Origin of the sequence: Chitinophaga terrae (ex Kim and Jung 2007) (assembly GCF_900107795.1) — a bacterium.
Classification (GTDB): Bacteria; Bacteroidota; Bacteroidia; order Chitinophagales; family Chitinophagaceae; genus Chitinophaga; species Chitinophaga terrae.
The window spans coordinates 50,489-74,270 of record NZ_FNRL01000006.1 but is presented as its reverse complement, the minus strand read 5'-3'; the positions used below and the strand labels follow the sequence as shown (position 1 = coordinate 74,270).

At 47.9% G+C, this 23,782-nt stretch carries 13 protein-coding genes; 9 read left to right on the top strand and 4 right to left on the bottom strand.

Going from position 1 to position 23,782, the window contains the following annotated elements; genetic code table 11:
• Window positions 1-20 precede the first annotated feature (20 nt).
• Both BLV62_RS08130 and BLV62_RS08125 read left to right on the top strand, forming a co-directional pair.
• Window positions 21-3,203 carry an efflux RND transporter permease subunit gene (locus tag BLV62_RS08130; RefSeq protein WP_089760477.1) on the top strand — a complete coding sequence of 1,061 codons (3,183 nt, stop codon included), beginning with the start codon at window positions 21-23 and terminating at the stop codon, window positions 3,201-3,203.
• 16 nt (window positions 3,204-3,219) lie between these two features.
• Complete coding sequence (locus BLV62_RS08125) at window positions 3,220-3,972, top strand: class I SAM-dependent methyltransferase (protein ID WP_089760474.1); 753 nt, start codon at window positions 3,220-3,222, stop codon at window positions 3,970-3,972.
• 16 nt (window positions 3,973-3,988) lie between these two features.
• Here the strand turns inward: BLV62_RS08125 and BLV62_RS08120 are convergent, their stop codons facing one another.
• Complete coding sequence (locus BLV62_RS08120) at window positions 3,989-6,916, bottom strand: FAD-binding and (Fe-S)-binding domain-containing protein (protein WP_225889542.1); 2,928 nt, start codon at window positions 6,914-6,916, stop codon at window positions 3,989-3,991.
• Window positions 6,917-7,039: 123 nt separating this feature from the next.
• Entirely contained in the window at window positions 7,040-7,909 is an 870-nt protein-coding gene (locus BLV62_RS08115; protein ID WP_089760471.1) for a DUF72 domain-containing protein, read from the bottom strand.
• A gap of 122 nt (window positions 7,910-8,031) precedes the next feature.
• On the opposite strand from BLV62_RS08115, the gene BLV62_RS08110 reads away from it, so the two are divergent.
• From BLV62_RS08110 to BLV62_RS08100, 3 genes are read left to right on the top strand one after another with little or no spacing between them, the layout of a single operon-like run.
• The gene (locus BLV62_RS08110) at window positions 8,032-9,447 is read left to right on the top strand and encodes a glycogen synthase (protein WP_089760468.1); all 1,416 of its coding nucleotides are present in this window, start codon (window positions 8,032-8,034) and stop codon (window positions 9,445-9,447) included.
• A gap of 21 nt (window positions 9,448-9,468) precedes the next feature.
• Entirely contained in the window at window positions 9,469-10,740 is a 1,272-nt protein-coding gene (locus tag BLV62_RS08105; RefSeq protein WP_089760466.1) for a glucose-1-phosphate adenylyltransferase, read from the top strand.
• A 13-nt stretch (window positions 10,741-10,753) separates the two neighbouring features.
• Complete coding sequence (locus BLV62_RS08100) at window positions 10,754-12,223, top strand: glycoside hydrolase family 130 protein (protein WP_089760464.1); 1,470 nt, start codon at window positions 10,754-10,756, stop codon at window positions 12,221-12,223.
• Here the strand turns inward: BLV62_RS08100 and BLV62_RS08095 are convergent, their stop codons facing one another.
• A complete protein-coding gene (locus BLV62_RS08095) occupies window positions 12,224-13,225 on the bottom strand; it encodes a glycosyltransferase family 4 protein (protein ID WP_089760462.1) in 1,002 nt (333 codons plus the stop codon).
• Between the two features lie 222 nt (window positions 13,226-13,447).
• Here BLV62_RS08095 and bshC point away from each other — a divergent pair, with 222 nt between their 5' ends.
• Window positions 13,448-15,031, top strand: coding sequence for a bacillithiol biosynthesis cysteine-adding enzyme BshC (gene bshC / locus BLV62_RS08090; RefSeq protein WP_089760460.1), 1,584 nt, complete (start codon window positions 13,448-13,450; stop codon window positions 15,029-15,031).
• Between the two features lie 44 nt (window positions 15,032-15,075).
• Here bshC and BLV62_RS08085 read toward each other — a convergent pair whose 3' ends face one another.
• Window positions 15,076-17,325: an FUSC family protein gene (locus BLV62_RS08085; protein ID WP_089760458.1), complete on the bottom strand. Its 2,250-nt coding sequence runs from the start codon at window positions 17,323-17,325 to the stop codon at window positions 15,076-15,078.
• Between the two features lie 215 nt (window positions 17,326-17,540).
• Here BLV62_RS08085 and smc point away from each other — a divergent pair, with 215 nt between their 5' ends.
• From smc to BLV62_RS08070, 3 genes are all read left to right on the top strand, one after another.
• Entirely contained in the window at window positions 17,541-21,071 is a 3,531-nt protein-coding gene (smc, locus tag BLV62_RS08080) for a chromosome segregation protein SMC (RefSeq protein WP_089760456.1), read from the top strand.
• A 73-nt stretch (window positions 21,072-21,144) separates the two neighbouring features.
• Window positions 21,145-21,540, top strand: a complete 396-nt coding sequence (locus BLV62_RS08075; RefSeq protein ID WP_089760454.1) for a DUF4259 domain-containing protein — start codon at window positions 21,145-21,147, stop codon at window positions 21,538-21,540.
• A 579-nt stretch (window positions 21,541-22,119) separates the two neighbouring features.
• Window positions 22,120-23,394 (top strand): TCR/Tet family MFS transporter, encoded by a 1,275-nt coding sequence (locus BLV62_RS08070; protein ID WP_089760850.1) that lies wholly within the window; start codon window positions 22,120-22,122, stop codon window positions 23,392-23,394.
• The last annotated feature ends 388 nt before the right edge of the window (window positions 23,395-23,782 follow it).

The window sequence follows — 23,782 nt, the reverse complement described above, 5'->3', positions numbered from 1 at the left end:
AACAAAATTATCAACAGGATATGATCTCAAAAACCTTTATAGAGCGGAAAAATACGACGATTGTAATTGCGATTATCATCGTGATCGTTGGGCTCATATGCATGTTTAACCTGCCAATTGCGCAATTGCCCGATATTGCGCCGCCGGTAACCGACGTGAGGGCCAACTACGTAGGCGCCAACTCTACGACCGTAGAAGAAACCGTGACCACGCCTATTGAAAACCAGGTGAACGGTACTCCCGGCGCCATGTACATCCAGTCGGTGAGTGCAAACGACGGTTCAATGAGTATTACCGTCACCTTCCAGCTGGGCACCGACCCGGATATTGCTACCCTCGATGTACAGAACCGCGTTAGCCTGGCTTTACCCAGCACGCCTGATGAAGTACGCAGGGTAGGCGTAACCGTTAAAAAAAGGTCCAATGACATGTTGATGGTGATTGCCCTCAACTCGCCCAAAGGAACGCATACCAGGGAGTTCCTGGACAACTACGTCAACATTTACCTGAAACCTGAAATTGCCCGTATCAAAGGAGTAGGCGACGTAAACGCCTTTTCGCAGGATTACAGCATGCGCATCTGGCTGAACCCGGATAAGATGGCTGCCCTTAACCTGACGGCTGGCGATATTGCCGCCGCTATTACAGAACAGAACAGGCAGGTGCCCGCCGGTAGCGTTGGCGCGCCTCCCATGGGTAACAAACAGGCATTTGAATATACCGTGAGCGTAAAAGGCCGTTTAGCCACCTCCGAAGAATTCGGGAACATAGTAGTGGCGACCGGTGCGAACGGCGGACTGATAAGACTGAGAGATGTGGCGAAAATAGACCTGGGCTCATTCACTTATGCCATTGAAGCCAAGGCAGACGGAAAAACAGGTAGCGGTATGGCAATTTACCTCTCGCCAGGCGCCAACGCCCTGGATGTGAACGACGTGGTACTGGCCAAGATGGCCGAACTTGCCAAACGTTTCCCTGAAGATGTGAACTGGCTGGTGCCTTTTGAAACCACTTCCTTCGTGAAAATATCCATCAACGAAGTAATACACACTTTCCTCGAAGCGCTGGCGCTGGTGATCGTAGTAGTATTTATATTCCTGCAGAACTGGAGGGCTACGCTGATCCCCGTGCTGGTGATCCCTATATCCCTGATCGGTACATTCATCTTCTTCCAGTTGCTGGGCTTCTCTATCAATACCTTAACATTATTCGGTTTCGTACTTGCGATCGGTATAGTGGTGGATGATGCCATTGTGGTAGTGGAAGCGGTGCAACACCATATAGACGCCGACCTGATGTCGCCGCTGGAAGCCACTTTCAAAGCTATGTCGGAAGTCCAGGCGCCGGTGATCGCCATTGCCCTGATCCTGGCGGCGGTGTTTGTGCCGGTGGCATTTATCCCGGGCGTATCGGGCCGCTTATACCAGCAGTTTGCATTAACGATCGCTTTCTCGGTATTGTTGTCGGCCTTCCTGGCGCTAACGCTTACGCCTGCACTAACCGCAATCCTGTTGCGGCCGGCCGACCTGATGAAGGATAAAAGAGAGCCGAGGGGTATTAATAAGTTCTTCGCCAAGTTCAACGAATATTTCGAGCGTTTCACCAACAGGTACGGCAACCTGGTATCGCATGCGATCAAACGCACGCCGGTTATCCTTATCGTAATGGCCATCCTGCTGGTAGCGGCTTTCTACCTGTTTAAGAAAACGCCGACCACTTTCGTACCGCAGGAAGACATGGGCGCCTTATTCATCGCATTGGAATTGCCGGAAGCTTCTTCTACGGAACGTACCAAGGAAGTGGTAAACGAGATAGGGGATATACTTAGAAAAGATTCCGCAGTCTCGCATTTCTTCGGAATTGCAGGTATCAACTTCGTGGCTAATGCTACGAAACCCAACTCCGGTACTTTCTTCGTGAGCTTGAAGCCCTGGGACGACCGTTATAAAGTAGGCGATAACATCGGCCAGGTAGTAGGCCGGCTACAGGCGGCTACAGGCCGCATCCTGGGAGCTACGGTGATCTGTATCCCGGCGCCAACCCTGCGCGGGTTGGGTAACTCCGGCGGTTTCTCGTTCATCATGGAGCAGCGCAGCGATCCGGATATCAACCAGTTCATGCAGGTGATGGGACAGTTCCTCATGGCGGCAAATAAACGGCCTGAAATTGCCAGGGCCTACGCGTTCTTCAGTGCCAACACCCCCCAGTTCAACCTGGATGTAGACAGGGACAAGTGTAAACAATTAGGCGTTCCCGTTAGTGATGTGTTTACAGCCCTGCAAACTTTCCTGGGCGGCGTGTATGTAAACGACTTTACGAGGTTCAGCCGCAGTTTCAGGGTAGTGTTGCAGGCAGATTCCAACTATCGTTCTTCTATCAATAACCTGAACACTTACTATGTAAGGAATATGCAAGGGCAAATGGTGCCGCTCAGCGCAGTGATCACTACCAAAAAAGCTGCAGGGGCGCCCGTTATCAACCACTTTAACCTTTACAGGAGCGTGGAGATCGACGGCGACGCCCAGGTAGGCTACAGTTCTGGCGATGCGATCAATGCCCTGAAAGAGGTAGCAGCCCAGGTATTGCCGGATAATTTCGGCTACGAATGGGCAAACATCTCACTCCAGGAAATTGAAGCCGGTAACAAGAGCGTGCTTATTTTCGGCATGTCTATCCTCTTCGTATTCCTGTTGCTGACGGCGTTGTACGAAAGCTGGTCTGTACCTTTCTCGGTATTGCTGGCCGTACCGCTGGCATTGTTCGGGTCTATCTTCGCATTGTTCATCTCCAAACAGGCCAACAGCGTTTACTCGCAGATCGGATTGATCACCCTCATTGGTCTGGCTGCAAAAAATGCAATCCTGATAGTGGAGTTTGCAAAAGAGCGTGTCGACAGGGGAATGCCGCTGGTAGCGGCAACGATCGAAGCGGTAAAACTCCGCTTGCGTCCTATCCTGATGACATCCTTCGCGTTCATATTGGGCGTGCTCCCGCTTTGCCTGGCCAAAGGCGCTGGCGCCGCATCCCGTGTCAATATCGGGTTTACGGTGGTAGGAGGTATGCTGGCAGCCACTCTGCTGGGTATCTTTACCGTACCGGTGCTGTATGTACTGATCACTAAGTATTCTTATGGTAAAAAGAAACTGGCCGACCTGGAAACCTATGGCAATGAACAGAAAAAGCCTAAAGGATTAGGTGAATAGCCGTACATTTATAAATATGAAAAACACAGAAAGGTTTACCAGCAGAGTAGAGAACTATGTAAAATACAGGCCGCATTACCCGGTAGCTGTGATCCCTTTTTTACAGGAAGAGATCCGGTTGAAGAAAGACAGCATTATTGCTGATATCGGCGCAGGAACAGGTATTTCATCTCAACCCTTCCTCGACAATGGGAATAAGGTATATGCAGTAGAGCCCAACAAGGCAATGAGAGAGATGGCTGTGAAACTGCTGGGCCGCTTCCCCAATTTTGAAGCGGTTGACGGCAGTGCGGAAGATACCAAACTCCCCGATGCGTCTGTAGACCTGATCGTGGTCGGCACCGCTTTCCACTGGTTCGATCAGCCGGCAGCAACCGCAGAGTTCAGGAGAATAGGGAAGGAAGATGCCTGGGTTGTATTAATGTGGAATGTAAGAAAATCAAAATTGCCTTTTGAGAAGGCGTATGAAGATATTTTGCATAAATACGCTATCAACTATAAAGATATGGATCACCGTAATGTAGGGCTGGAGCAGTTGGTAGATTTCTTTATACCCGGTACGCTGGTAGAGAAAAGGTTCCTGAATACCCAGGCGTTTGATTTCACCGCATTGAAGGGAAGAATGCTATCGTCTTCCTATGTGCCGGAAGAAGGTCATCCTTCCTACGAGCCAATGATTAAAGCATTGGAAGATATCTTCAATAAATACCAGCAGAACGGCATGGTAACATTTCATTACGATACTGCATTGTATTTGGGAAGGGTTTAAGCCCTTCCCAAATCGTTTATGCTAAACTGTTATATAGGATCTCTACAGGATGCAGGGCTTTAGCGCCTGTACCGTCTTTAACCTGGTGGCGGCAACTGGTGCCGGGAGCCGCGATAATAGTCCCTTCCTTCGCATTTCTTACAGCCGGGAACAATACCATCTCTCCAATTTGCATACTGAGGTCGTAGTGTTCTTTTTCATAACCGAAGGAACCTGCCATTCCGCAACAGCCGGAAGGGATCACCTCCACGCTGTAGTTCTGGGGAATAGACAACATCTTCTTGCTGAAAAGAGCGGACGATAACGCTTTCTGCTGGCAGTGACCATGCAGTTTGATATGTTGTTTGTCGGTCCTGAACTGTGCTGCGGTGATATGTCCTTTGTCTGCTTCGTTAGCCAGGAACTCATCTATCAGGTAAACATGCGGGGCCAGCGATTTTGCTTTCAGTCGCAGCGGTTCTGATACCAGGTCGGGGTATTCGTCCCTGAAACTCAGGATTGCAGAAGGTTCTATGCCTAACAAAGGCGTTTCCGCGGAAATGATCTCGCTGAATATGCGCACATTCTCGTCCGCCAGTACGCGGGCTTTGCGCAGCAAACCTTTAGACATGTATGCGCGGGCGCTTTCAGGGTGTTCAACCATCTGCACGTCGTACCCTAACTTGTGTAACAGCTTCACGGCTTTGATACCAATTTCTGTGTCGTTGAAATCGGTGAACTCATCACAGAACAGGTATACTTTCCTGCCGGTGGCCGTATTGGTTTTTTCCTTCGGCCATTTATTATTGAACCACTTGCGTAAAGTGATATGATGTAAGGTCGGCAAAGAGCGTTTGCTGGCGAAACCGGAGAATTTCCTGATCAGGCCTCCCATCACGGCGCTGTTTACGCTGGCGTTGTAGATGCCTGGCGCAAGAGAAGCGAGTTTGGATAGCTTGCTGAAATTTCCTACCATATTGGCGCGTAACGGTACCCCGTTGGCATCATAATAATGTTGCAGGAATTCCATTTTCAGTTTTGCCATATCCACGTTCGATGGGCATTCTGACTTACAGCCTTTACAAGCCAGGCAGAGATCCAGCACCTCGTAGATCTCTTTATGATCGAAGCGGTTCTCTTTATGGCTGTGGGTAAGGAATTCGCGCAGGATGTTGGCCCTGGCGCGGGTGGTATCCTTTTCGTTACGGGTGGCCATATAGCTTGGGCACATGGTGCCGCCGCTCAACTGCGTTTTACGGCAGTCGCCAGACCCGTTGCATTGCTCTGCATGTTGCAGGATGGTTTGCTCGGGGAAACGGAAGATAGTGGGGATAGCCGGTACTTTCTGCCCCGGTTCGTACCGCAGCATGCTGTTCATAGACGGCGTGTCTACGATCTTATTCGGGTTGAAGATATTTTCCGGGTCCCAGGTATATTTGATCTGGCGAAGCAGCTCATAGTTCTTGTCGCCAACCATTTGTTTGATGAACTCTCCGCGTAAGCGGCCGTCGCCATGTTCTCCGCTTAAGGAGCCTTTATATTTCTTAACCAGCGTGGCAATTTCTTCTGCAATTTTCCTGAAGAGGAGGTTGCCTTCTTTTGTTTTCAGGTTGATGATAGGGCGAAGATGTATCTCGCCGCTTCCCGCATGCGCATAGTGCACTGCATACAGGTTGTATTGTTTGAGAATATCGTTGAAGTCCCTGATGAAGTCCGGAAGGTCTTCTACCGCCACAGCAGTATCTTCGATCACCGGTACCGCTTTTTCATCGCCCGGCAGGTTGCTTAGTAAGCCCAGTCCCGCTTTCCGGAGCGCCCATATCTTCTTGGTATCTTCGCCGAATAGCAGCGGGAAATGATAACCCAGGCCGGCAGCGCGTAATGTAGCTTCCACTTTATCGGCCATGGCTTTTATCTCTTCCCTTGTTTCCCTGCAAAACTCGATCACCAGGATAGCTCCAGGGTCGCCCTGTACGAAGAAACGGTTCTTTCTCTGTTCAATATTATCTTTGGTACATTCCAGGATATAATGGTCTATCAGTTCACTGGCGCTTGGTTTGAAATCCATTACCAGCACGTTGGCGCGCAGTGATTCATCTACATTGTTAAAATGTATGCATAATAAACCTGTTTCCTTCGGAGGAAGCGGGTCTACATGCAGTTTAATTTCGGTCAGGAACATCAGGGTACCTTCGGAGCCGGCGATCAGTTTGCAAAAGTTGAAGTCTTCCGTTCCGGCGGTGAAAGGATTGGTTTCCAGGAGCATATCAACGGCATAGCCGGTATTGCGGCGCGGAATGCTCTTTTTAGGAAATTCTCTCCTGATCTCTTCCTGGTTGTTATGATTGCTTAGAAGGGAGCGGATCTGTTTATATATCCTGGTTTCCAGGGTATCGGGGCCTTCGCACTTCTGGTGGAAGGTTTCGGCGTCCATACTGCCAAAGGTCACTTCTTCGCCGTTGCTGAGCAATCCCTTTACTTCCAGCAGGTGTTCCCTGGTACTGCCGTAAACAACGGAGTTGGAGCCGCATGAATTATTGCCTACCATTCCGCCGATCATGGCGCGGTTGGCAGTAGAAGTTTCGGGGCCGAAATAAAGCCCGTGAGGTTTGAGGAACATGTTCAGTTCATCCCGGATCACTCCCGGCTGCACTCTTACCCATCCTTCTTCTTTATTCAGTTCCAATATTTTTGTAAAAGTCCTGGATACATCGGTAACGATCCCGTTACCAACAACCTGTCCGGCTAACGAGGTGCCGGCAGTACGTGGAATTAAACTGGTTTTGTTTTCACGCGCAAAACTGATAAGAGTTTTCAGGTCTTCTGTGTGTTCCGGTATGGCCACTGCCAATGGCATTTCCCGGTACGCCGACGCATCCGTAGCATAGAGGGTTCGCATCGTTTCATCTGTATAGAGGATCCCATCCAGTTTTCCGGCTAATTGTTCCAGCTTGTCGCGCATCATGGTATTTACCTAATTGTTTCGAAGGGCGAAAATAATATATGAATCGCGTTTTTTGCAGGCAAAGTTTTTCAGGCGAACGACATAGTAGGAAGAATAATTATATATCCGGCGGCGCTTTCCCTCTTACTTCGCCAGGGTCAGCGTTTTTGTCAGCATTTTATCTACATACGCCGCCAATTGCGGAGAAGTGGCCTCGTCGTGCATGTGCATGAAAAAGTAGCATTCTTTCAGGCCGTTCTCAACCCAGAAATTGATGCGGTTAACCCAGTCGTCTATCCGTTCGTAGTCGGTACGATGCAGGCTGTTGCCCACAAAGCGGATGAATGCCTTGGCAATGGGCAGGTGCATATGCAGCACATCCCGGCGCCCGGCGGCGTCGGTTATAACCGCGCCTATCTTCAGCTTCGCCAGGGTCTCGAAAAGTTCCATCCGGATCGCTTCATCGGCAAACCATTCGGGATGCCGCAGCTCTACAAAGAACTGCAGATCGGTAGGCAGGCTGCGCAAATAGGCATACAGGTTGTCTCTTTTGGCCGGGCTGAACTTATCGCTCAGCTGGAGAAAGATAGGACCCAGGTGTTCTCCGAACGCCATAATTCCCTCCAGGAAGGCGGAAGTTTTGTCGCCGGCGTTGACCAGGTTGCTGAAATGGCTGATGGTTTGCGGAACCTTGGGGCAGAACTTGAAATGCCGCCCCTTGGCTTTTTCCGCCCATTTGGCGATGGTTGAAGGCCCGTAAACCTGGTAATGGGTGGCATTCAGCTCAATACTGTTGAAGTGATGAACGTATTCGCCCAGGAATTGGGACTCTTTGGTGCCGGCCGGGTACAAAGTACCTACCCATTCCTTGATGCCCCATTTGGCGCAACCGGTATAGATCAGCGGTTTTTTAACAGGCTTGCCTTTCAGCACTTTTTTATTGAATACCGGCTCGGCGGGGAGCTTAAAGTCTATATCCGCCAGGGCAGCGGTAGGAACGCGACCAAAATCCATAAAACATTCACATTTTTGGAAATAACAATCTTACCTTAAAGGTCGTTCAAAATAATTTCCGGCTCAACCTTTGTTTTCTTATTTTTCCAAGGTAACTTAAATAGGATTATCAATTAATTAGCATGGAAATTTTACACGTCAGCGCGGAATGTTACCCGGTGGCTAAAGTCGGAGGACTGGGAGACGTAGTTGGAGCACTTCCCAAGTACCAGCAGGAGTTAGGCAACTTTGCGAAAGTAATAGTGCCGGCCTATCGTACACGCTACTACGAAACCCACGAATTCGATGTAGTACACCAGGGTGGCATGTGGATGGGCCATGGTTGGTACCATTTCAATGTTTTGAAAGAAAGGAGTAACGAGTTAGGCTTTGACCTGTACCTGGTAGAGATACCTGGATTGCTGGATACCCCCGGCGTATATGGGTACAGCAATGATACGGAACGCTTCCTGGGGTTCCAGATAGCGGTGCTCGACTGGATCAATGAATGGAACCATCTCCCCGATGTGATCCATTGCCATGATCACCACACCGGTTTAATCCCTTTCCTGCTTTCTTATGGATATAAATACGACCGGCTGAAAGAGGTGCCAACTGTTTTGACCATTCATAACGCCCAATACCAGGGCCAGTTCGGATGGGATAAACTGTACCTGCTGCCGGCATTTGACCTGTGGAAGTCGGGGCAGCTCGACTGGAACGGCGCTATTAACCCTCTTGCAGCCGCAATCAAATGCGCGTGGAGGGTAACTACTGTATCGCCGGGCTACATGGAAGAACTGCACGAAAATGCCGCGGGACTGGAAGGCCTTATCCGGCACGAAAGCGCCAAGATGGTAGGCATCCTCAACGGGATAGATACCGCTATCTGGGATCCGTCGACCGATCATATGCTTAACCATACTTACGATATCCAGGAGGTAGCGGAAGGAAAAGCAGCGAACAAGCAGTTGTTATGCGAACGGTTCGGCTTCGACACTTCCCTGCCATTGATTTCTTTTATCGGAAGACTGGTAGGAGATAAGGGAGCGGATCTGCTGCCTGAGATCATCGGCAAAACCATCTACGATTTTCCCGGAGAAGTAAATTTCCTCGTTTTGGGGAGCGGCGATCCACATATAGAGTGGTCGTTGCAGCAAACCCGATACCTTGTAAGCCACGGATTTAACCTGCATATAGGCTACGACGAATCCCTGAGTCACCTGATCTATGCCGGCAGCGATTTTCTTTTAATGCCATCGCGGGTCGAGCCCTGTGGCCTTAACCAGATGTATGCCCTTCGCTATGGAACCATTCCTATAGTGAGAAGTACGGGTGGACTGAAAGATACCGTAATAGATTTTGGAGATCCCGGCGGCGTAGGTATCCGATTTGTACAACCGGCTGGTTGGGATGCCTGTGCGGCGGTGAGAAGGGCGGTTCAGTTATATAATGACCAACCGAATTTCCGGACAGTGCAACAGCGCGGAATGCACGAAAACCACGCATGGGGCACTTCAGCACAACGTTATCTGGATATGTATAGTAATATGAAATAACTTCTGTTTAAAATTCCCATTATGACTAACGATGTAATGTCAATCATTCTTGGAGGGGGAGCCGGCACCAGGTTGTATCCGCTGACTCGTAGACGCTCTAAACCTGCGGTACCTCTGGCCGGTAAATACAGGTTGGTAGATATCCCTATTTCCAATTGCCTCAATGCCGAATTGAATAGGATCTTTGTGCTTACTCAATTCAACTCTGCTTCTCTAAACAAGCATATTAAGAATACATATCACTTCAGCAACTTCGATAAGGGATTTGTCGATATTCTCGCTGCTGAACAAACCCCGGACAACCCTACCTGGTACCAGGGAACGGCCGACGCCGTACGACAGTGTATGCATCACCTGGAGAACTTCGACTATAAGTACATCCTGATCCTGTCGGGCGACCAGTTGTACCAGATGGACTTCAAAAAGATGATACAGCATCATATCGATTCCAACGCTGAGATCTCTATTGCCACCATCCCGGTGAAAGCAGAGGAAGCCTCAGACTTTGGTATTTTGAAAGAAGATGCATCCGGCGCTATCACCTCGTTCACAGAAAAACCTTCCCAGGCCGTATTGCCGCCATGGGCTTCCGAAGTAAGCGAAGAGATGAAGCAGGAAGGCCGTATTTACCTGGCGAGCATGGGTATTTATATTTTCAACAAGGATGTATTGCAGGAATTGCTGAACAATCAGCCTGAGGCGGCCGATTTCGGCAAACAGCTGATCCCGCATGCCATTGAATCGAAAAGAAGGATCTTCAGCTACCAGTATGAAGGGTACTGGACAGATATCGGGAACATTCATTCCTTCTTCGAAGCCAATATCCGGCTCACAGACGATATACCTCCTTTTAACCTGTACGATAACGCTAATACCATCTACTCCAGGGCGCGCATGCTTCCTCCGGCGAAAATTTCAGGCACTATGCACAAAACAATGATCGCCGACGGTTGTATTATAATGGCAGACAGGCTCGAAAGAGTGGTTGTGGGTATCCGTACCCGTATCGGTAAAGGAACCGTGATCAACGACGCCTATATTATGGGTAGCGATTACTACCAGACATTGGAAGAAATCGAAAAGGCGCAACAGGAAGGCAGACCAACCATGGGAATAGGCGAAAACTGCGTGATCAGCAACGCGATAATTGATAAAAACTGCGCTATCGGGAATGGCGTACATATAAACGGGGGCAAGCACCTCGCAGATGGAGATTTTGAAAAATACACCGTGAAAGACGGCATTGTTGTTGTGAAAAAGGGCAGTGTATTAGAAGACGGATTCAGTATTTAACAAAACGATTCACATGCGATTGTCAATTGAGCGGAAAACCACTAAAATTTATCCTGATCTGAAAAGGGTGGTGGCTAGATTTTTTTTCAACGGAGAGGCCAGGGCTAAATCTATTATTCAACAAGTGTCCGCAATGAGTGACGAGGAAGTGGATCTAACGGTAATGCCTATTTTAAGAGAATTTTCAAGAAGACACAGGAACATCACCAGGATATTCGAACGACATGCAGGCCGGTTAAGGCATCTATACCCCGGCCTGCAAATCGATTTCGATAGTCTCTCCCTCAAACGCAAGCTCCTGACCGGATCTTATTTCACCAATGAATATTCAATCGAATCTGCCGCTTTTTTTAACCCTTGCATCGTGGAAGATATTGACCAGAGCGGGTTGGAAGAAGGACAGAAACGCGTTATCATGAGTTTCCGGGCGGTAGGGGAAGGACACGTATCCTCCATTGCTTTCCGATCGGGTGTGATAGACAAGAACAATGAAATTACATTGACTGCACCGGGTAATTACGTAGATGAGGCGGAAGTGATCCGCAACTCTATGTATAATAAAGACACTTTCTTCCAGAGCGCAGTGTCTATCAGTTTGCCCGACTCTGTCCGAAACGAGATTGCCAATAACCTCTCCGACGAATTCGATTATCTTTCCCTGAAAAAAGTGATCCGTGAAATGCAGCAGCGTTTCCAGATGGATCACCTGCTGAAGAAAGGGCTTGAAAGAGTGCTGTGGCTGGCCGATTCGTACTACGAACTCAATTTCTCTTTAGACACCGATCTTTCCGACAGGGTGATCTTCCCCTATTCCGACGCAGAAAGAAAAGGAATAGAAGACGCCCGTTTCGTTAAGTTCACCGGCGAAGACGGAAGTGTGACCTATTACGCTACTTATACCGCCTACGATGGGTTTACTATACAGCCCAAACTCCTGCAAACGAAAGACTTCTATAATTTCAAGATCATGCCCTTGTATGGAGAGGGAGCGCAGAACAAGAACCTGGCGCTCTTCCCGCGCAAAATAAACGGGCGTTATGTAATGATATCCCGGATCGATGGTATCAACGGCTACATCATGTATTCGGATAAGATCAACATCTGGGAAAATCCCCAGCTGCTGCAAACCCCTAAATATCCATGGGAGTTTGTACAGGTGGGCAACTGCGGTTCTCCAATAGAAACGCCTGAAGGCTGGCTGATAATGACCCACGGAGTAGGGCCTATGCGTACTTATTGCATCGGCGCCAGTCTGCTGGATCTGAATGATCCTTCTGTAGAAATTGGCCGGTTGAAAGAGCCATTGCTGATGCCGAATAAAGATGAAAGAGAAGGGTATGTGCCAAACGTACTCTATTCCTGCGGGGCGCTCATACATAACGACGAGCTTATCATCCCTTATGGCTTGTCTGACTATGCCTCAGGTTTTGCCACTGTAAACCTGCAAAAACTGCTGAACCAGATCAAGGAAGATGGTATATGATCATAACTGATCATATACCTTTAAATATCCTTCTATCATTTTCTCTGCACTGAAATTTTCCTTCGCATGTATATGGCATTCATGGCGGTCTATCAGGCTGAGATCCTCTATTGCCGCTGTAGCTTCCAGCACATCGTTGGTTAAGAAACCGGTTTTCCTGTCTTTGATCAGCTCCGGCATGGCGCCTTTATTAAAGGCGATCACCGGTGTGCCGCAATACATTGCTTCCGCAACGCTCAATCCAAAGGGCTCTTTGAAGAGGATAGGATGCAGCAATGCTTTGGCTTTTCCCAGCAGCTGTTTCCTGTCTTCCCCGCCAACAGCGCCTACATACCGGATCTGTTCATTGTCGACATACGGTTTTACCTTCTCATTAAAATACGCCTCATCCTGTATAATACCTGCAATGATCAATTGCCTGTTGGAATGCAGCGCGATCTGGATCGCTTCATGGGTACCTTTATCCGCATGGATACGGCCATAATAAAGGAGGTAATCATCCGGCTCGGGGGTGAACTCAAAATCGCCGGTTTTGATCCCGTTATATACGGTGGCGGCATATTCCAGCTCCGGGTGCTGGTCGGCATTGCTGATAGAAACGTATTTTACTATGTCGTTATACCGCTTGTACACCGGAACGATCTGCTGGGATGAAAAACCATGTATGGTGGTTACAATAGGCGTTTTTATCAAACGGGAGTAAGTAAGGGGCAGGAAGTCGTAATGATTGTGGATGATATCAAAGTTGCCCGCTTGTTCCATCAGGTAACTGATATGCATGCACTCACTTACCTTAGCGTCTGCCGACTTATCTTCTTCATACGCCCGGGGTACAATAGCAGATAATTTACCCCTGGTGACCGAGTCGGCGGTCGCAAATAAAGTTACGTCCAGGCCTTTTTCGACTAAACCTTCGGCCAGGTTGGAAGCCATTTGTTCCCATGGGCCATAATGCAGTGGGGGTGTTCGCCAGGCGATCGGAGAAAGAACAGCAATCTTCATAGTCAGTAAACTTTACGGACCTTCATCCAAATCTGAAGCCAATTCCGCTCGTGGGTTTTCACGCAAAGGGGCTAAGAAAGGCAAAAAAATCTTACGCCTCTTTGCCTTTCTTAGCCCCTTTGCGTGAAAATCTACGAGAAACCTTTAACTTCGTACATTCAAAAATTTCGATGTATTGGCACTGCATCAGGAAAATTGGTAATTTGAAATTGCGAACTATTTATGCTCGAGTATATTCCTTATGGGAAAACAGGTTATTTTACGCAGCTGGTAACAGATTTTTTAGAAGAATGTCAACAGATCAGGCCTTTCTACAAATATTCACCTACGCGCCCGGATTTTTCTGCAGCCATAGCGGCCCGCGAGCAATTTAACACCCCAAGAGCAGCACTGGTACAGGCATTAACAGCACAGTACAGCGGTTTAAATACCAGCAAACAGGTGCAGGATAACATAAGCTCCTTATTGCAACCCGGTACTTTTACTGTTTGTACGGCTCATCAGCCGAATATCTTCACCGGTTATCTTTATTTTGTTTATAAGATCCTGCAAACCATTAAGCTGGCCAAAGAATTAAAGGAACAATACCCCGATCGTCACTTTGTTCCCGTGTATTATATGGGAAGCGAAGATGCCGACCTGGATGAATTGGGCAGCATTTATATAGATGGCAAAACCCTTACCTGGGCTACAGACCAGCAGGGACCAGTAGGGAAAATGGAGCCGGCCAGCCTGGAACCGCTTATTACCTCGGTGAAAAACGCCCTTGGCTATGCCCCTCATGCCGCCGAATTGATTGAATTATTACAGAAGGCTTACCTGGAACACGATTCTATTCAAACAGCTACCTTGTACCTGGTAAACGAGTTGTTTGGCAGGTTTGGACTGGTAGTGCTGGTTCCTGATAACCCGGCACTGAAGGAGCTTTACATACCTGTAATGAGGGACGAGCTTTTGAACCAGGTTTCATATGGCATCGTTAACGATACATTGGCAAAACTTCCCGAACAATATAAAGTCCAGGCAAATCCAAGAGAAATTAACCTGTTTTATTTAGAAAAGGGATTGAGAGAAAGGATTGTAAAACAGGGTAATGAGTGGAAAGTCTTACACACTGCGTTGACATTTGATGAATCCTCCCTCGAAAAGGAACTGACTGAACATCCTGAAAAATTCAGTCCTAATGTGATCCTCCGGGGAATGTTCCAGGAAACTATCCTGCCTAATATCGCATTTATTGGCGGAGGCGGCGAAATTGCCTACTGGCTTGAATTACAGCAATTGTTTGAACACTATAAAGTGCCGTATCCTATCCTCTTGCTGAGAAATTCGTTGTTACTGGTAGATGAATTCTCCCAACAACGATTAAAGAAACTGGAATTGCAGGTAACAGACCTGTTTCAGCCTACAGAGGAAATAGTGACGAGCTTTGTAAAGAAGCATACCAATACTGCCCTGGTTTTAAAAGATGAATATGAGGCGATAGAGAAGTTGTATGACGGGTTGGAAGAAAAAGCCCGTAGTATAGATATCACGCTGGTTGCCAGCGTGGGCGCCGAAAGGAAACGGGCGCTGAAATCTATCGGGAAGCTGGAACATAAATACCTGAAAGCGGAGAAAAAGAAATTTGCATGGCAGGGCGATCAGATCAGGCAGTTAAGAAGCCGGTTGTTCCCCGGGAATTCTTTACAGGAGCGTAAAGAGAACTTTATGCCCTGGTATGCGCAGGAAGGTCCTGCATTTTTAGATAGGGTGTATGAAGCCCTGAAACCGGTAACAGATCAATTTATTATTTTAGAGGAATAGAAAAGAAGAAGGCCCGAAAGCAATTGCTTTCGGGCCTTCTTCTTTTAAGCCTTTACTTCTTCCTCTGCTTTTGGCGCATTGGACAACGCTTTTGCCATATCTCTTACAATCGAAAGGATTGCCCGGAGCTGATCTCTCACCTGCTTGGTTTCCAGCATTTCATCCCTCGTTGGCGTAGGCCCTTTCCCTTCATTGATCTCCTGTTGCCTGGCAGTTACCAGGTCTTCCAGGTGAGCATCCAGCCTGTCGAAAGCGTGAACATGAGTGGATGGAGCGGCAACATCGCCCTGCGTTATCATGAGCAGCAACTGGTTCATATAGTTTAACAGGAAGTCGGTGATCTCCCGGTACTCGGGTCGCGGGAACTGCACCCCGTGGTTCATGCTGTAAGCCCCCAGGGTGGCTGTATGAGAGGTAAGGGCATGGTTCAGTACTACGTAGTGATAAACCTGGGATGCCCGTTTTTGTTTGCTCTTCGGTTCAGACAACATCCGCTGGAAGGCCGACATCATATTCGCACTTTCTACATAAGTTTCTTTCCTGGCCAGTTTAAAATCGGTGACCGATACCTGTTCGTTGGAATAGGTTCTCATCACGGTTTCAAAATATTTCCTGTTGGCCTGCAGCATTTTAGTCATATAGTCGGGCAGGAAATTATGTTCCCAGGCCGGCCATAGGAGCATGTTGGCGAAGAACGCCAGGCTTCCGCCAATAAAAGTATCCAGTACCCGTTGAGTGGCATTGTACAGGTCTGCCGGGTGCAGGAGGTGCAACAGGAATATAATAAACGGCGTTACAAAAAATACACTGACCGTATAATGGATGCTCATAAAGCTGTATGCGCCCAGGATGCAAAGCAGCATGGTAATGAATATCACCGTGTTGTTTTCTGTGAAATGCAGCAGGATGGCGGCAAAAACGGCTCCTGTTATTGTACCTATCACCCGTTGTATGCTCCTGGACCTGGTGAGTCCGAAGCCGGGTTTGAGTATGACGATGGTAGTTAACAGGATCCAGTAAACGCGGTCGAGATGCCAGATCATGCCCAGCGCATATCCCGCTACGGTAGCAATACTTACACGGATGGCATGCCTGAAAATATGCGATTGGAAAGTGAGGTTATTCCTGAATGTTTCTACATCGTATTTCTGGCGTGTAGTGAATTTCGAAAGTTCCAGCTTGGGGTCTATCACTTCTTCCTTCACTCTCTCCAATCTTGTCAGCCTGTGAAGGTTATAGATCCGCTGGGCCATGTCCTGCAGGTTTTGCAGGATATTCGTGAGGGGGATGGTTTTGGTCCTTTCCTTTAAAGTAGGCAGTTGGAGGGTGATATCGGAGATCACCGTCTTCACTTTTTCCATCTCGTATTTGAGATTGGCTTTGGGGAGAGAGCGCTGGCCGGAAGCCACTGCCAGCCCGATATTGCGCAGTTCCTGCGCGAACTCCAGGATCAGGTCATGGAACTTATCCAGCACGTCCTGGTCTTTAAAATCGTTTTGCAGGGCGTTATAGTCGGTTTGGGAGGCCATGATCTGCTCCTGCATGTCTACCATATCCAGGAAGATCAGCACCATACTTTTGCTGATGCTGGTAGTGCCCTGTTGGGCGGAACGGCGTTTCAGCAGGAGTTCCCTTACGTTTTCCTGTTTCTCGTTTACAATGACCTGTTGCTCAAGTACTTCTTTATAATTTGCGGTAACGTCGATACCGGGGGTATAGAATTTAGCTCTTAGTTCCAGGTATTTGGCTGTCTGGATGATGCAATCGCCCAACGCCTGTTGTACATTGAGGTATGGACGGATCTGCCAGAGAATGAGCGCCAGCATGGCATACCAGATGCTTCCCAGCAGCACCATGGAGGAGTGCAGGAGGGTAAGGGAAGGGGTGAGATTGGTTTCTCCCAGGATGGATACCATGACGAGCAGGCATCCCATGCCGATGTTGCCGCCCCTGATGCCGTAGACCAGGAACATGGCATACACGAAACAGCAGATGGCTATCCATGCCCCCATGAGCAAGGGGTAGGGCACCAGGAGGCCGGTGATCAGGGCGGTGAAGAATATTAGTATTGTGCTGATTATCAGCCCATTGCGTTTATGGATGATAGTGCCGGGAACATCGCTGAGGGCGGTACAGAGGGCGCCCATAGATACGGCGATACCCAGTACCAGTTGATCCATGGCGGCAAAAACAAGGGAAGGCACCACTACGCTGATAGTAGTACGCATACCGTTGCTGAAATGATAACTATAGAGGAAATTCTTGATGTCGTTGATCAGCTGTTCCTTGCGCAAACGTTAATGGGTTTTTAGTCCCGCAAAGATAAGGTTTGCCCGGCTGATTTCCGGGAAACGCCTGTTTTTCGATTTTCGTATGTGCATTAATTGTGAAATAGTTGTGCAGTAAATTTCATAAATTCATAAAACCCCGGACATCTAAATTGCATTATATTACTTTTCGTTTCGGGTAAAATTATATCTTTGACGCCTTAAAAACCTCGGAGTACGACGTGCGCTTAAAAACACTAGAAATTAAAGGCTTTAAAAGTTTTGCGGATAAAACCGTATTGCAGTTTGATGAGGGAATTACAGGTGTGATTGGGCCAAATGGTTGCGGCAAAAGCAATATTATCGACTCCATTCGCTGGGTGATCGGAGAGCACAAGATCAGCAACCTGAGGTCAGAAAATCAGGCCGGTTTAGTGTTCAATGGATCCAAAAGCCGTTCGGCGAGCGGTATGGCTGAAGTTAGCCTCACCTTTGAGAACACCAAGAACGTATTACCCACTGAATTTACTACGGTTACAATTACACGCAAATTCTACAAGAATGGCGATAGCGAATACCGCCTCAACGATGTAGCATGCCGGTTAAAAGATATTCATAACCTGTTTATGGATACCGGCGTAAGTACCGATTCCTACGCCATCATCGAACTCGGGATGGTAGATGACATCATCAAGGATAAGGAAAACAGCCGGAGAAGAATGCTGGAGCAAGCCGCCGGTATTTCTATCTACAAAACCCGTAAGAAAGAGGCTAAAACCAAGCTGGACGCAACAGAGGGCGATCTGAACAGGATCGAGGACCTGTTATTTGAGATCAATAACAACCTGAAAACTCTTGAAAGCCAGGCCCGGAAAGCCGAGAGGTATTATGAAGTAAAGAAGGAATACAGGGAAGTGAGCATAGAGCTGGCAAAAGCAGCGCTCGAAGGCTTTAACATCACCTTCAAAGACCTGACAGAAACCCAGCAGGCGGAAAGCGACCGCAAACTGGCCCTGGAAACCGAAATACTCTCTGCTGAAGCAGCAGTAGAACAGGATAAACTGCACTTCGTAGCAAAGGAAAGAGAACTGCAGGTATTGCAGAAGTCTTTCAACGAAGTAGTAGCCGCTATCCGTACCAAAGAAAACGATAAAAACCTCGCTACCCAGCAGTTAACTTACCTGAGGGAGCGGGAAAAAAATATTACAGACTTCCTCGCCGGCGCGGAAGGACAGTTGCAAGGCCTCTCTTCTTCCATAGAATTCACCGAAAAACAGGTAGTGGAAGAAACCGAGATCTTCGACACCATGGCCGACGAACTGGAAACCCTGCGCGACATGGTAGAGGAGAAGAAAGAGCGTTTCCAGCAGAAGAAACAGGCTTTGGAAACATTGCGCAATGACCAGCAACGCTGGCAACGCCAACAGTTTGAAGCCGAAAAGAAAGTAGCCGTTGCCGATACCTCCGTGTTAAACCTGCAGAGAAGCATCCAGCAGTTACAGGAAGAGAAAACCAGCCGGTTATCACAAATCGCCCAGCTGGAAACAGAGAAGGAAGCGTTGCAAACCACCTTGTCCGACAGCAAAAATGCGCTGGATGAAATGGTGCGTTTCCAGGAAGAAACCAAATCCAAGATCCTGGCTACCCAGTCAGACATCGAAGGACTCAGGGACCGCCTCGTAGACGAGAACCGGAGCCTGGACGCCAAAAAGAACGAATACGACCTGCTGAAATCATTGGTCGATAGTCTCGAAGGCTACCCCGAGAGTATTAAATTCCTCAAAAAGAACCCCGACTGGAACAATGAGGCTCCGATCCTCAGCGATATTTTCTTCTGTAAAGAAGAATATCGCACCTGTATCGAGAACCTGCTGGAACCATATTTAAGCTATTATGTTGTCAACAACGTGCAGGAAGCCATACAGGCTATCCAACTGCTCGACAGCAATAAAAAAGGGAAAGCAAACTTCTTTATACTCGACCAGTTCAAAACGACCGAGAATACGCCGCTGGCGCCTCCGGGCACTATCGCAGCCCTCGACGTAGTGGAGATAGATGAAAAATACAAGGGCCTTGGACAACACCTTTTAGGAAAAGTCTTTGTGGGCGAGGACCTGACCCGGTTGGAATTCAGCCAGCTGTCTGACGACCGCATGTTGCTGGTAGAAAAATCAGGCCGCATGCACCGCGGTAAATACAATATCAGCGGAGGTTCTGTCGGGCTGTTTGAAGGGAAAAAACTGGGAAGGGCCAAGAACCTGGAAAAGTTAGAGCAGGAGATCAAAGACCTGGAATCCGTTGTAGGACAGCTTCGTACAGCCTTGCAGGAAAAGCATAACGAAGTACTGGGCTATAACAGCCAGCTGAATGAAAATAATATCAATGCCGCCAGGGAAAAGGTAAGTCAGCTGAGCAACCAGTTGTTCGGCTTGCAGAACCGCATTGAAAACTTTCATCACCTGATAGAAGCAGGCGATAAACGCCTGGAAGAAATGCAGCAGTCGCTGGCTACCAACCAGGAAAGTATTTCCGGCGTGAAAGACGAACTGGAAAGCCTGAACGAAAGGGTGCTGGAATTGCAGGATGGCATTGCAGAAGCAGAAAAGACCGCACAGGAAGCCGAACAACAGTTCAATATGGCCACTGTGCAATACAATAACCAGAACCTGCAGCATACCCGCCAGCAGAGTAAAGTGCAGGCGCTGAAACAGGAACTGGAATTCAAACGCAAACAATTATCGGATTTACACCAGCAGATCACCAGCAACAAAGCACAACTGGAAGATGCGGTGTTGAATATTGAAATTGCGCAGGAGAAACTGAGTCATGCCGACGATGGATTAGTGGAGCTGTTCCGTAAAAGGGAAGAAGAAGAAAAGGCGCTCAATGAAAAAGACCAGGAGTACTACAACTTCCGCAACCATTTGCAGGAACTGGAAAGTGCGCTGCGTGTAAAGCAAAGGGCGAAGGAACAATTGGAACAACAGCTCAATACCATCAAAGACAAGGTGAACGAATTGAAACTTCAGTTGACCTCGATGAAAGAGCGGCTGAGCGTTGAGTTCAAGGTGAACCTGGACGAGATCATAGATGAACAACGCAGTTCAGAGCTGCCGGTAGATGAATTGCAGGCCAGTGCAGAAAGGCTGAAAAAGCGGATGGAGAATATGGGAGAGATCAATCCTACAGCCATCGAAGCTTACCAGGAAATGAAGAAAAGGTATGAGTTTATATTAGAGCAGAAAACAGACCTGGTGAATGCGAAAGATTCGTTGCTGGCAACCATCCAGGAAGTGGAATCTACCGCTAACCAGAAGTTCCTGGATACTTTCAACCAGGTAAAGGAAAACTTTATCCGGGTGTTCAAGGCGCTGTTCACAGAAGAAGACCAGTGCGATATGATATTGAGCGATCCTGAAAACCTGGCAGATACAGGAATAGAGATCATTGCCAAGCCAAAGGGTAAACGCCCGGCAGCGATCACGCAGTTATCCGGGGGCGAAAAGACCCTTACGGCTACCGCGTTGTTGTTTGCTATTTACCTGATCAAACCGGCCCCTTTCTGTATCCTGGATGAGGTAGACGCTCCGCTGGATGATGCCAATGTGGGCAAATTCACTAACATGATCAGGAAGTTCTCTGACAATTCTCAGTTTATAATCGTTACACATAACAAGCAAACAATGGCCGCTGTGGATGTGATCTATGGAGTAACCATGCAGGAACCGGGAGTAAGTAAGCTGGTGCCGGTGGATTTCAGAAGTTTGAACTGATCCCGGGTATTGTTTGTTGTAAAAAAACTTAAAGACTAATATCTTTATTACAGAAATAAAAAACATAATTACTATGGGCGCTTGGGGCACCAGGAATTTTGAAAATGATGGATCACAGGACTGGATATTTGATCTGATAGACAATAAGGATGGGGGATTGGTTTCGGATACATTGGCACGTGTTATCAATAATCATGAGCCATTGGAAGTTTCGGATTGCGAAGAAGCATTGGCGGCTGCAGAAACGGTGGCAGCATTAGTTGGCAAGCCAAGCGAAGATTTCCCTGAAGATCCGTTAGATCAATTGGATATTCTGAACCTGATCGCTACCCGTGCACTGAGAAATCAGGCGATTACAGCTGTAAACAAGATCACTGCCGCTTCCGGAATGAAAGATTATTGGGAGCAGGAGGGCAGCCTTGATTCCTGGTTAGCAGTGGAGCAAGGGTTAATAAAGCGTTTGGAATAGCAAGTTATTTATATCGGAGCCGTATTCATTGGAGTACGGCTTTTTTGATATGTTGATTATTAGGAAGTGGGTTTTCAATTTTGTATTTTGGAGGGATCCACCAGGGAAGTATTGCCTGGGGATTTAGTTTTTAGGGCCAATTGGATACATTATTGGAAATAGAATAGGTTTAGTGCCGGCAATATTGACGAGGAAACAGCTAGGCTATCACGATCTATGGCGTGTTTCCGTTATAAAAACGACCGTTGTACTGGAGCATTACCAGAAAGACGCTTTTCATAGCAACGCTTATGAAATATTAAATACACAACTCCGTGGACAAGGAGTATTATTACCGCAATTAACGTGGTAACATATAAATTTCCTGCCTAAAACATGCCCTGCAGCAACAGTTGCAAGCTTTTTGTGACCGGTCTTTTTACCGGTAAAACATTTGGTTTTACCGGCAGAAAAATGATCCTGGCCGGAAAAAGCTTTCTATTGCGCATCTGCGGGGTATATATTTGAGCCCTGGATAAGGGAAGTCCGTTGCGAAGAAAAACATCCGAAAATCATCAACATACAAAACCATCTATCTATATGCACCCATCCAGAAAGGCTGCCATCAGTTTTATTTTCGTTACGTTGCTCATTGATGTAATGGGATGGGGATTGATCATTCCCGTGATGGCAGATCTTATTGCACAGTTAAAGCACATCCCGGTTAACGAAGCCAGTACTTATGGCGCATTGCTCTTATCTGTTTTTGCGATCACACAGTTTGTATTTTCCCCGGTGATCGGAAACCTCAGTGATAAATATGGCCGCCGCCCTGTTTTATTGCTCTCCTTACTGGGTTTCGGGATCGATTACATTATCCTGGCGCTGGCGCCGGCCTATGGCTGGTTGTTTGCCGGCCGTATCATTGCCGGTATCACAGGGGCCAGTTTTACTACGGCCACCGCTTATATAGCGGATGTAAGCACCGATGAAACATCCAGGGCAAAGAATTTTGGGTTGATAGGCGCCGCCTTTGGGCTGGGATTTGTGCTGGGTCCTGCGCTGGGTGCATTGCTGGCCAACTGGGGCATCAGGGCGCCTTTTTACGCCGCTGCAATACTTTGCCTGGGAAACTGCATCTGGGGATACTTTTTCCTGCCGGAATCGCTGGGCACGGAAAATCGCCGGCCGTTCGACTGGAAACGCGCCAATCCTTTCGGATCACTGAAATTTTTAACCCGGCACCCTGAAATAGGTGGACTGGCATTCGGGTTCTTCCTGATCTACCTTGGCGCACAGGCCGTGCAGAGCAACTGGAATTTCTTTACCATCTATACTTTCCACTGGAGTGAAAAAATGGTAGGTATTTCCCTGGCCGTTGTAGGCGTGCTCGTAGGCGCCGTACAGGCGGGTTTAACCAGGGTTATTAACCCCAAGATAGGTAACGAAAAAAGTATTTACCTCGGCTTATCGCTGTACACATTGGGCCTGGTATTATTTGGCTTTGCCACACAGGGCTGGATGATGTTCGTGTTCCTGGTTCCTTATTGCCTGGGCGGGATCTGCGGACCTTCTTTACAGTCCGTGATATCCGGTCATGTACCTGCTAACCAGCAAGGGGAGCTGCAGGGAGCGCTTACCAGCCTGATGAGTCTTACCACCATTATCGGCCCATTGATTATGAACGGCGCTTTTGCTTATTTTACCTCTGCCAAGGCCCCGTTCCATTTGCCTGGCGTACATTTCCTAATCGGCGCTGTGTTTATATTACTCAGCATTGTTATTATTTACAAGGTGCTTTCCCGTGAAAAGAAGGAACATCCCGAACTGGCAGAAGTGCTTAATAAAGATTTAAGCAATACGCCTATGCACTAACGGGAGCGGTTAAACGATATTTGTATCAGTAAACAGGACTGGCTATTGTGGCCGGTCCTGTTTATTTTTTCCGCATCAGCAGGTTTGTAAAGAAGGAAGTTCAGCGCACAGGTGAGATCAGCAGTGAAGATAGCCGGAGTAATCGTTAGGTTCATTCACATAAGTACCATATCACTGGTCGTGATAATTTTTGCCTGGTTTCAGAATGCTGTATTTTGTGAATCGCTATATCGTGCCTGGAGACAGGCGTAAATAAAGCTAATCTATCGCGGATTTTAGACAGATGGCTGATGTGTGTGGGCGAAAAATTTTAGAGATGAATGTTGCGATTGAAGATATTTTTCTAAATTGCACAACAGTAGAAAAGAACAATTATTTGTTTGTTTAC

What these genes read in the sequence shown, in the direction of transcription:
- BLV62_RS08130 (WP_089760477.1), top strand. Translation starts at nt 21, where the DNA reads ATGATCTCAAAAACCTTTATAGAGCGGAAAAATACGACGATTGTAATT.
- BLV62_RS08125 (WP_089760474.1), top strand. Translation starts at nt 3,220, where the DNA reads ATGAAAAACACAGAAAGGTTTACCAGCAGAGTAGAGAACTATGTAAAA.
- BLV62_RS08120 (WP_225889542.1), bottom strand. Translation starts at nt 6,916, where the DNA reads ATGATGCGCGACAAGCTGGAACAATTAGCCGGAAAACTGGATGGGATC.
- BLV62_RS08115 (WP_089760471.1), bottom strand. Translation starts at nt 7,909, where the DNA reads ATGGATTTTGGTCGCGTTCCTACCGCTGCCCTGGCGGATATAGACTTT.
- BLV62_RS08110 (WP_089760468.1), top strand. Translation starts at nt 8,032, where the DNA reads ATGGAAATTTTACACGTCAGCGCGGAATGTTACCCGGTGGCTAAAGTC.
- BLV62_RS08105 (WP_089760466.1), top strand. Translation starts at nt 9,469, where the DNA reads ATGACTAACGATGTAATGTCAATCATTCTTGGAGGGGGAGCCGGCACC.
- BLV62_RS08100 (WP_089760464.1), top strand. Translation starts at nt 10,754, where the DNA reads ATGCGATTGTCAATTGAGCGGAAAACCACTAAAATTTATCCTGATCTG.
- BLV62_RS08095 (WP_089760462.1), bottom strand. Translation starts at nt 13,225, where the DNA reads ATGAAGATTGCTGTTCTTTCTCCGATCGCCTGGCGAACACCCCCACTG.
- bshC (WP_089760460.1), top strand. Translation starts at nt 13,448, where the DNA reads ATGCTCGAGTATATTCCTTATGGGAAAACAGGTTATTTTACGCAGCTG.
- BLV62_RS08075 (WP_089760454.1), top strand. Translation starts at nt 21,145, where the DNA reads ATGGGCGCTTGGGGCACCAGGAATTTTGAAAATGATGGATCACAGGAC.
- BLV62_RS08070 (WP_089760850.1), top strand. Translation starts at nt 22,120, where the DNA reads ATGCACCCATCCAGAAAGGCTGCCATCAGTTTTATTTTCGTTACGTTG.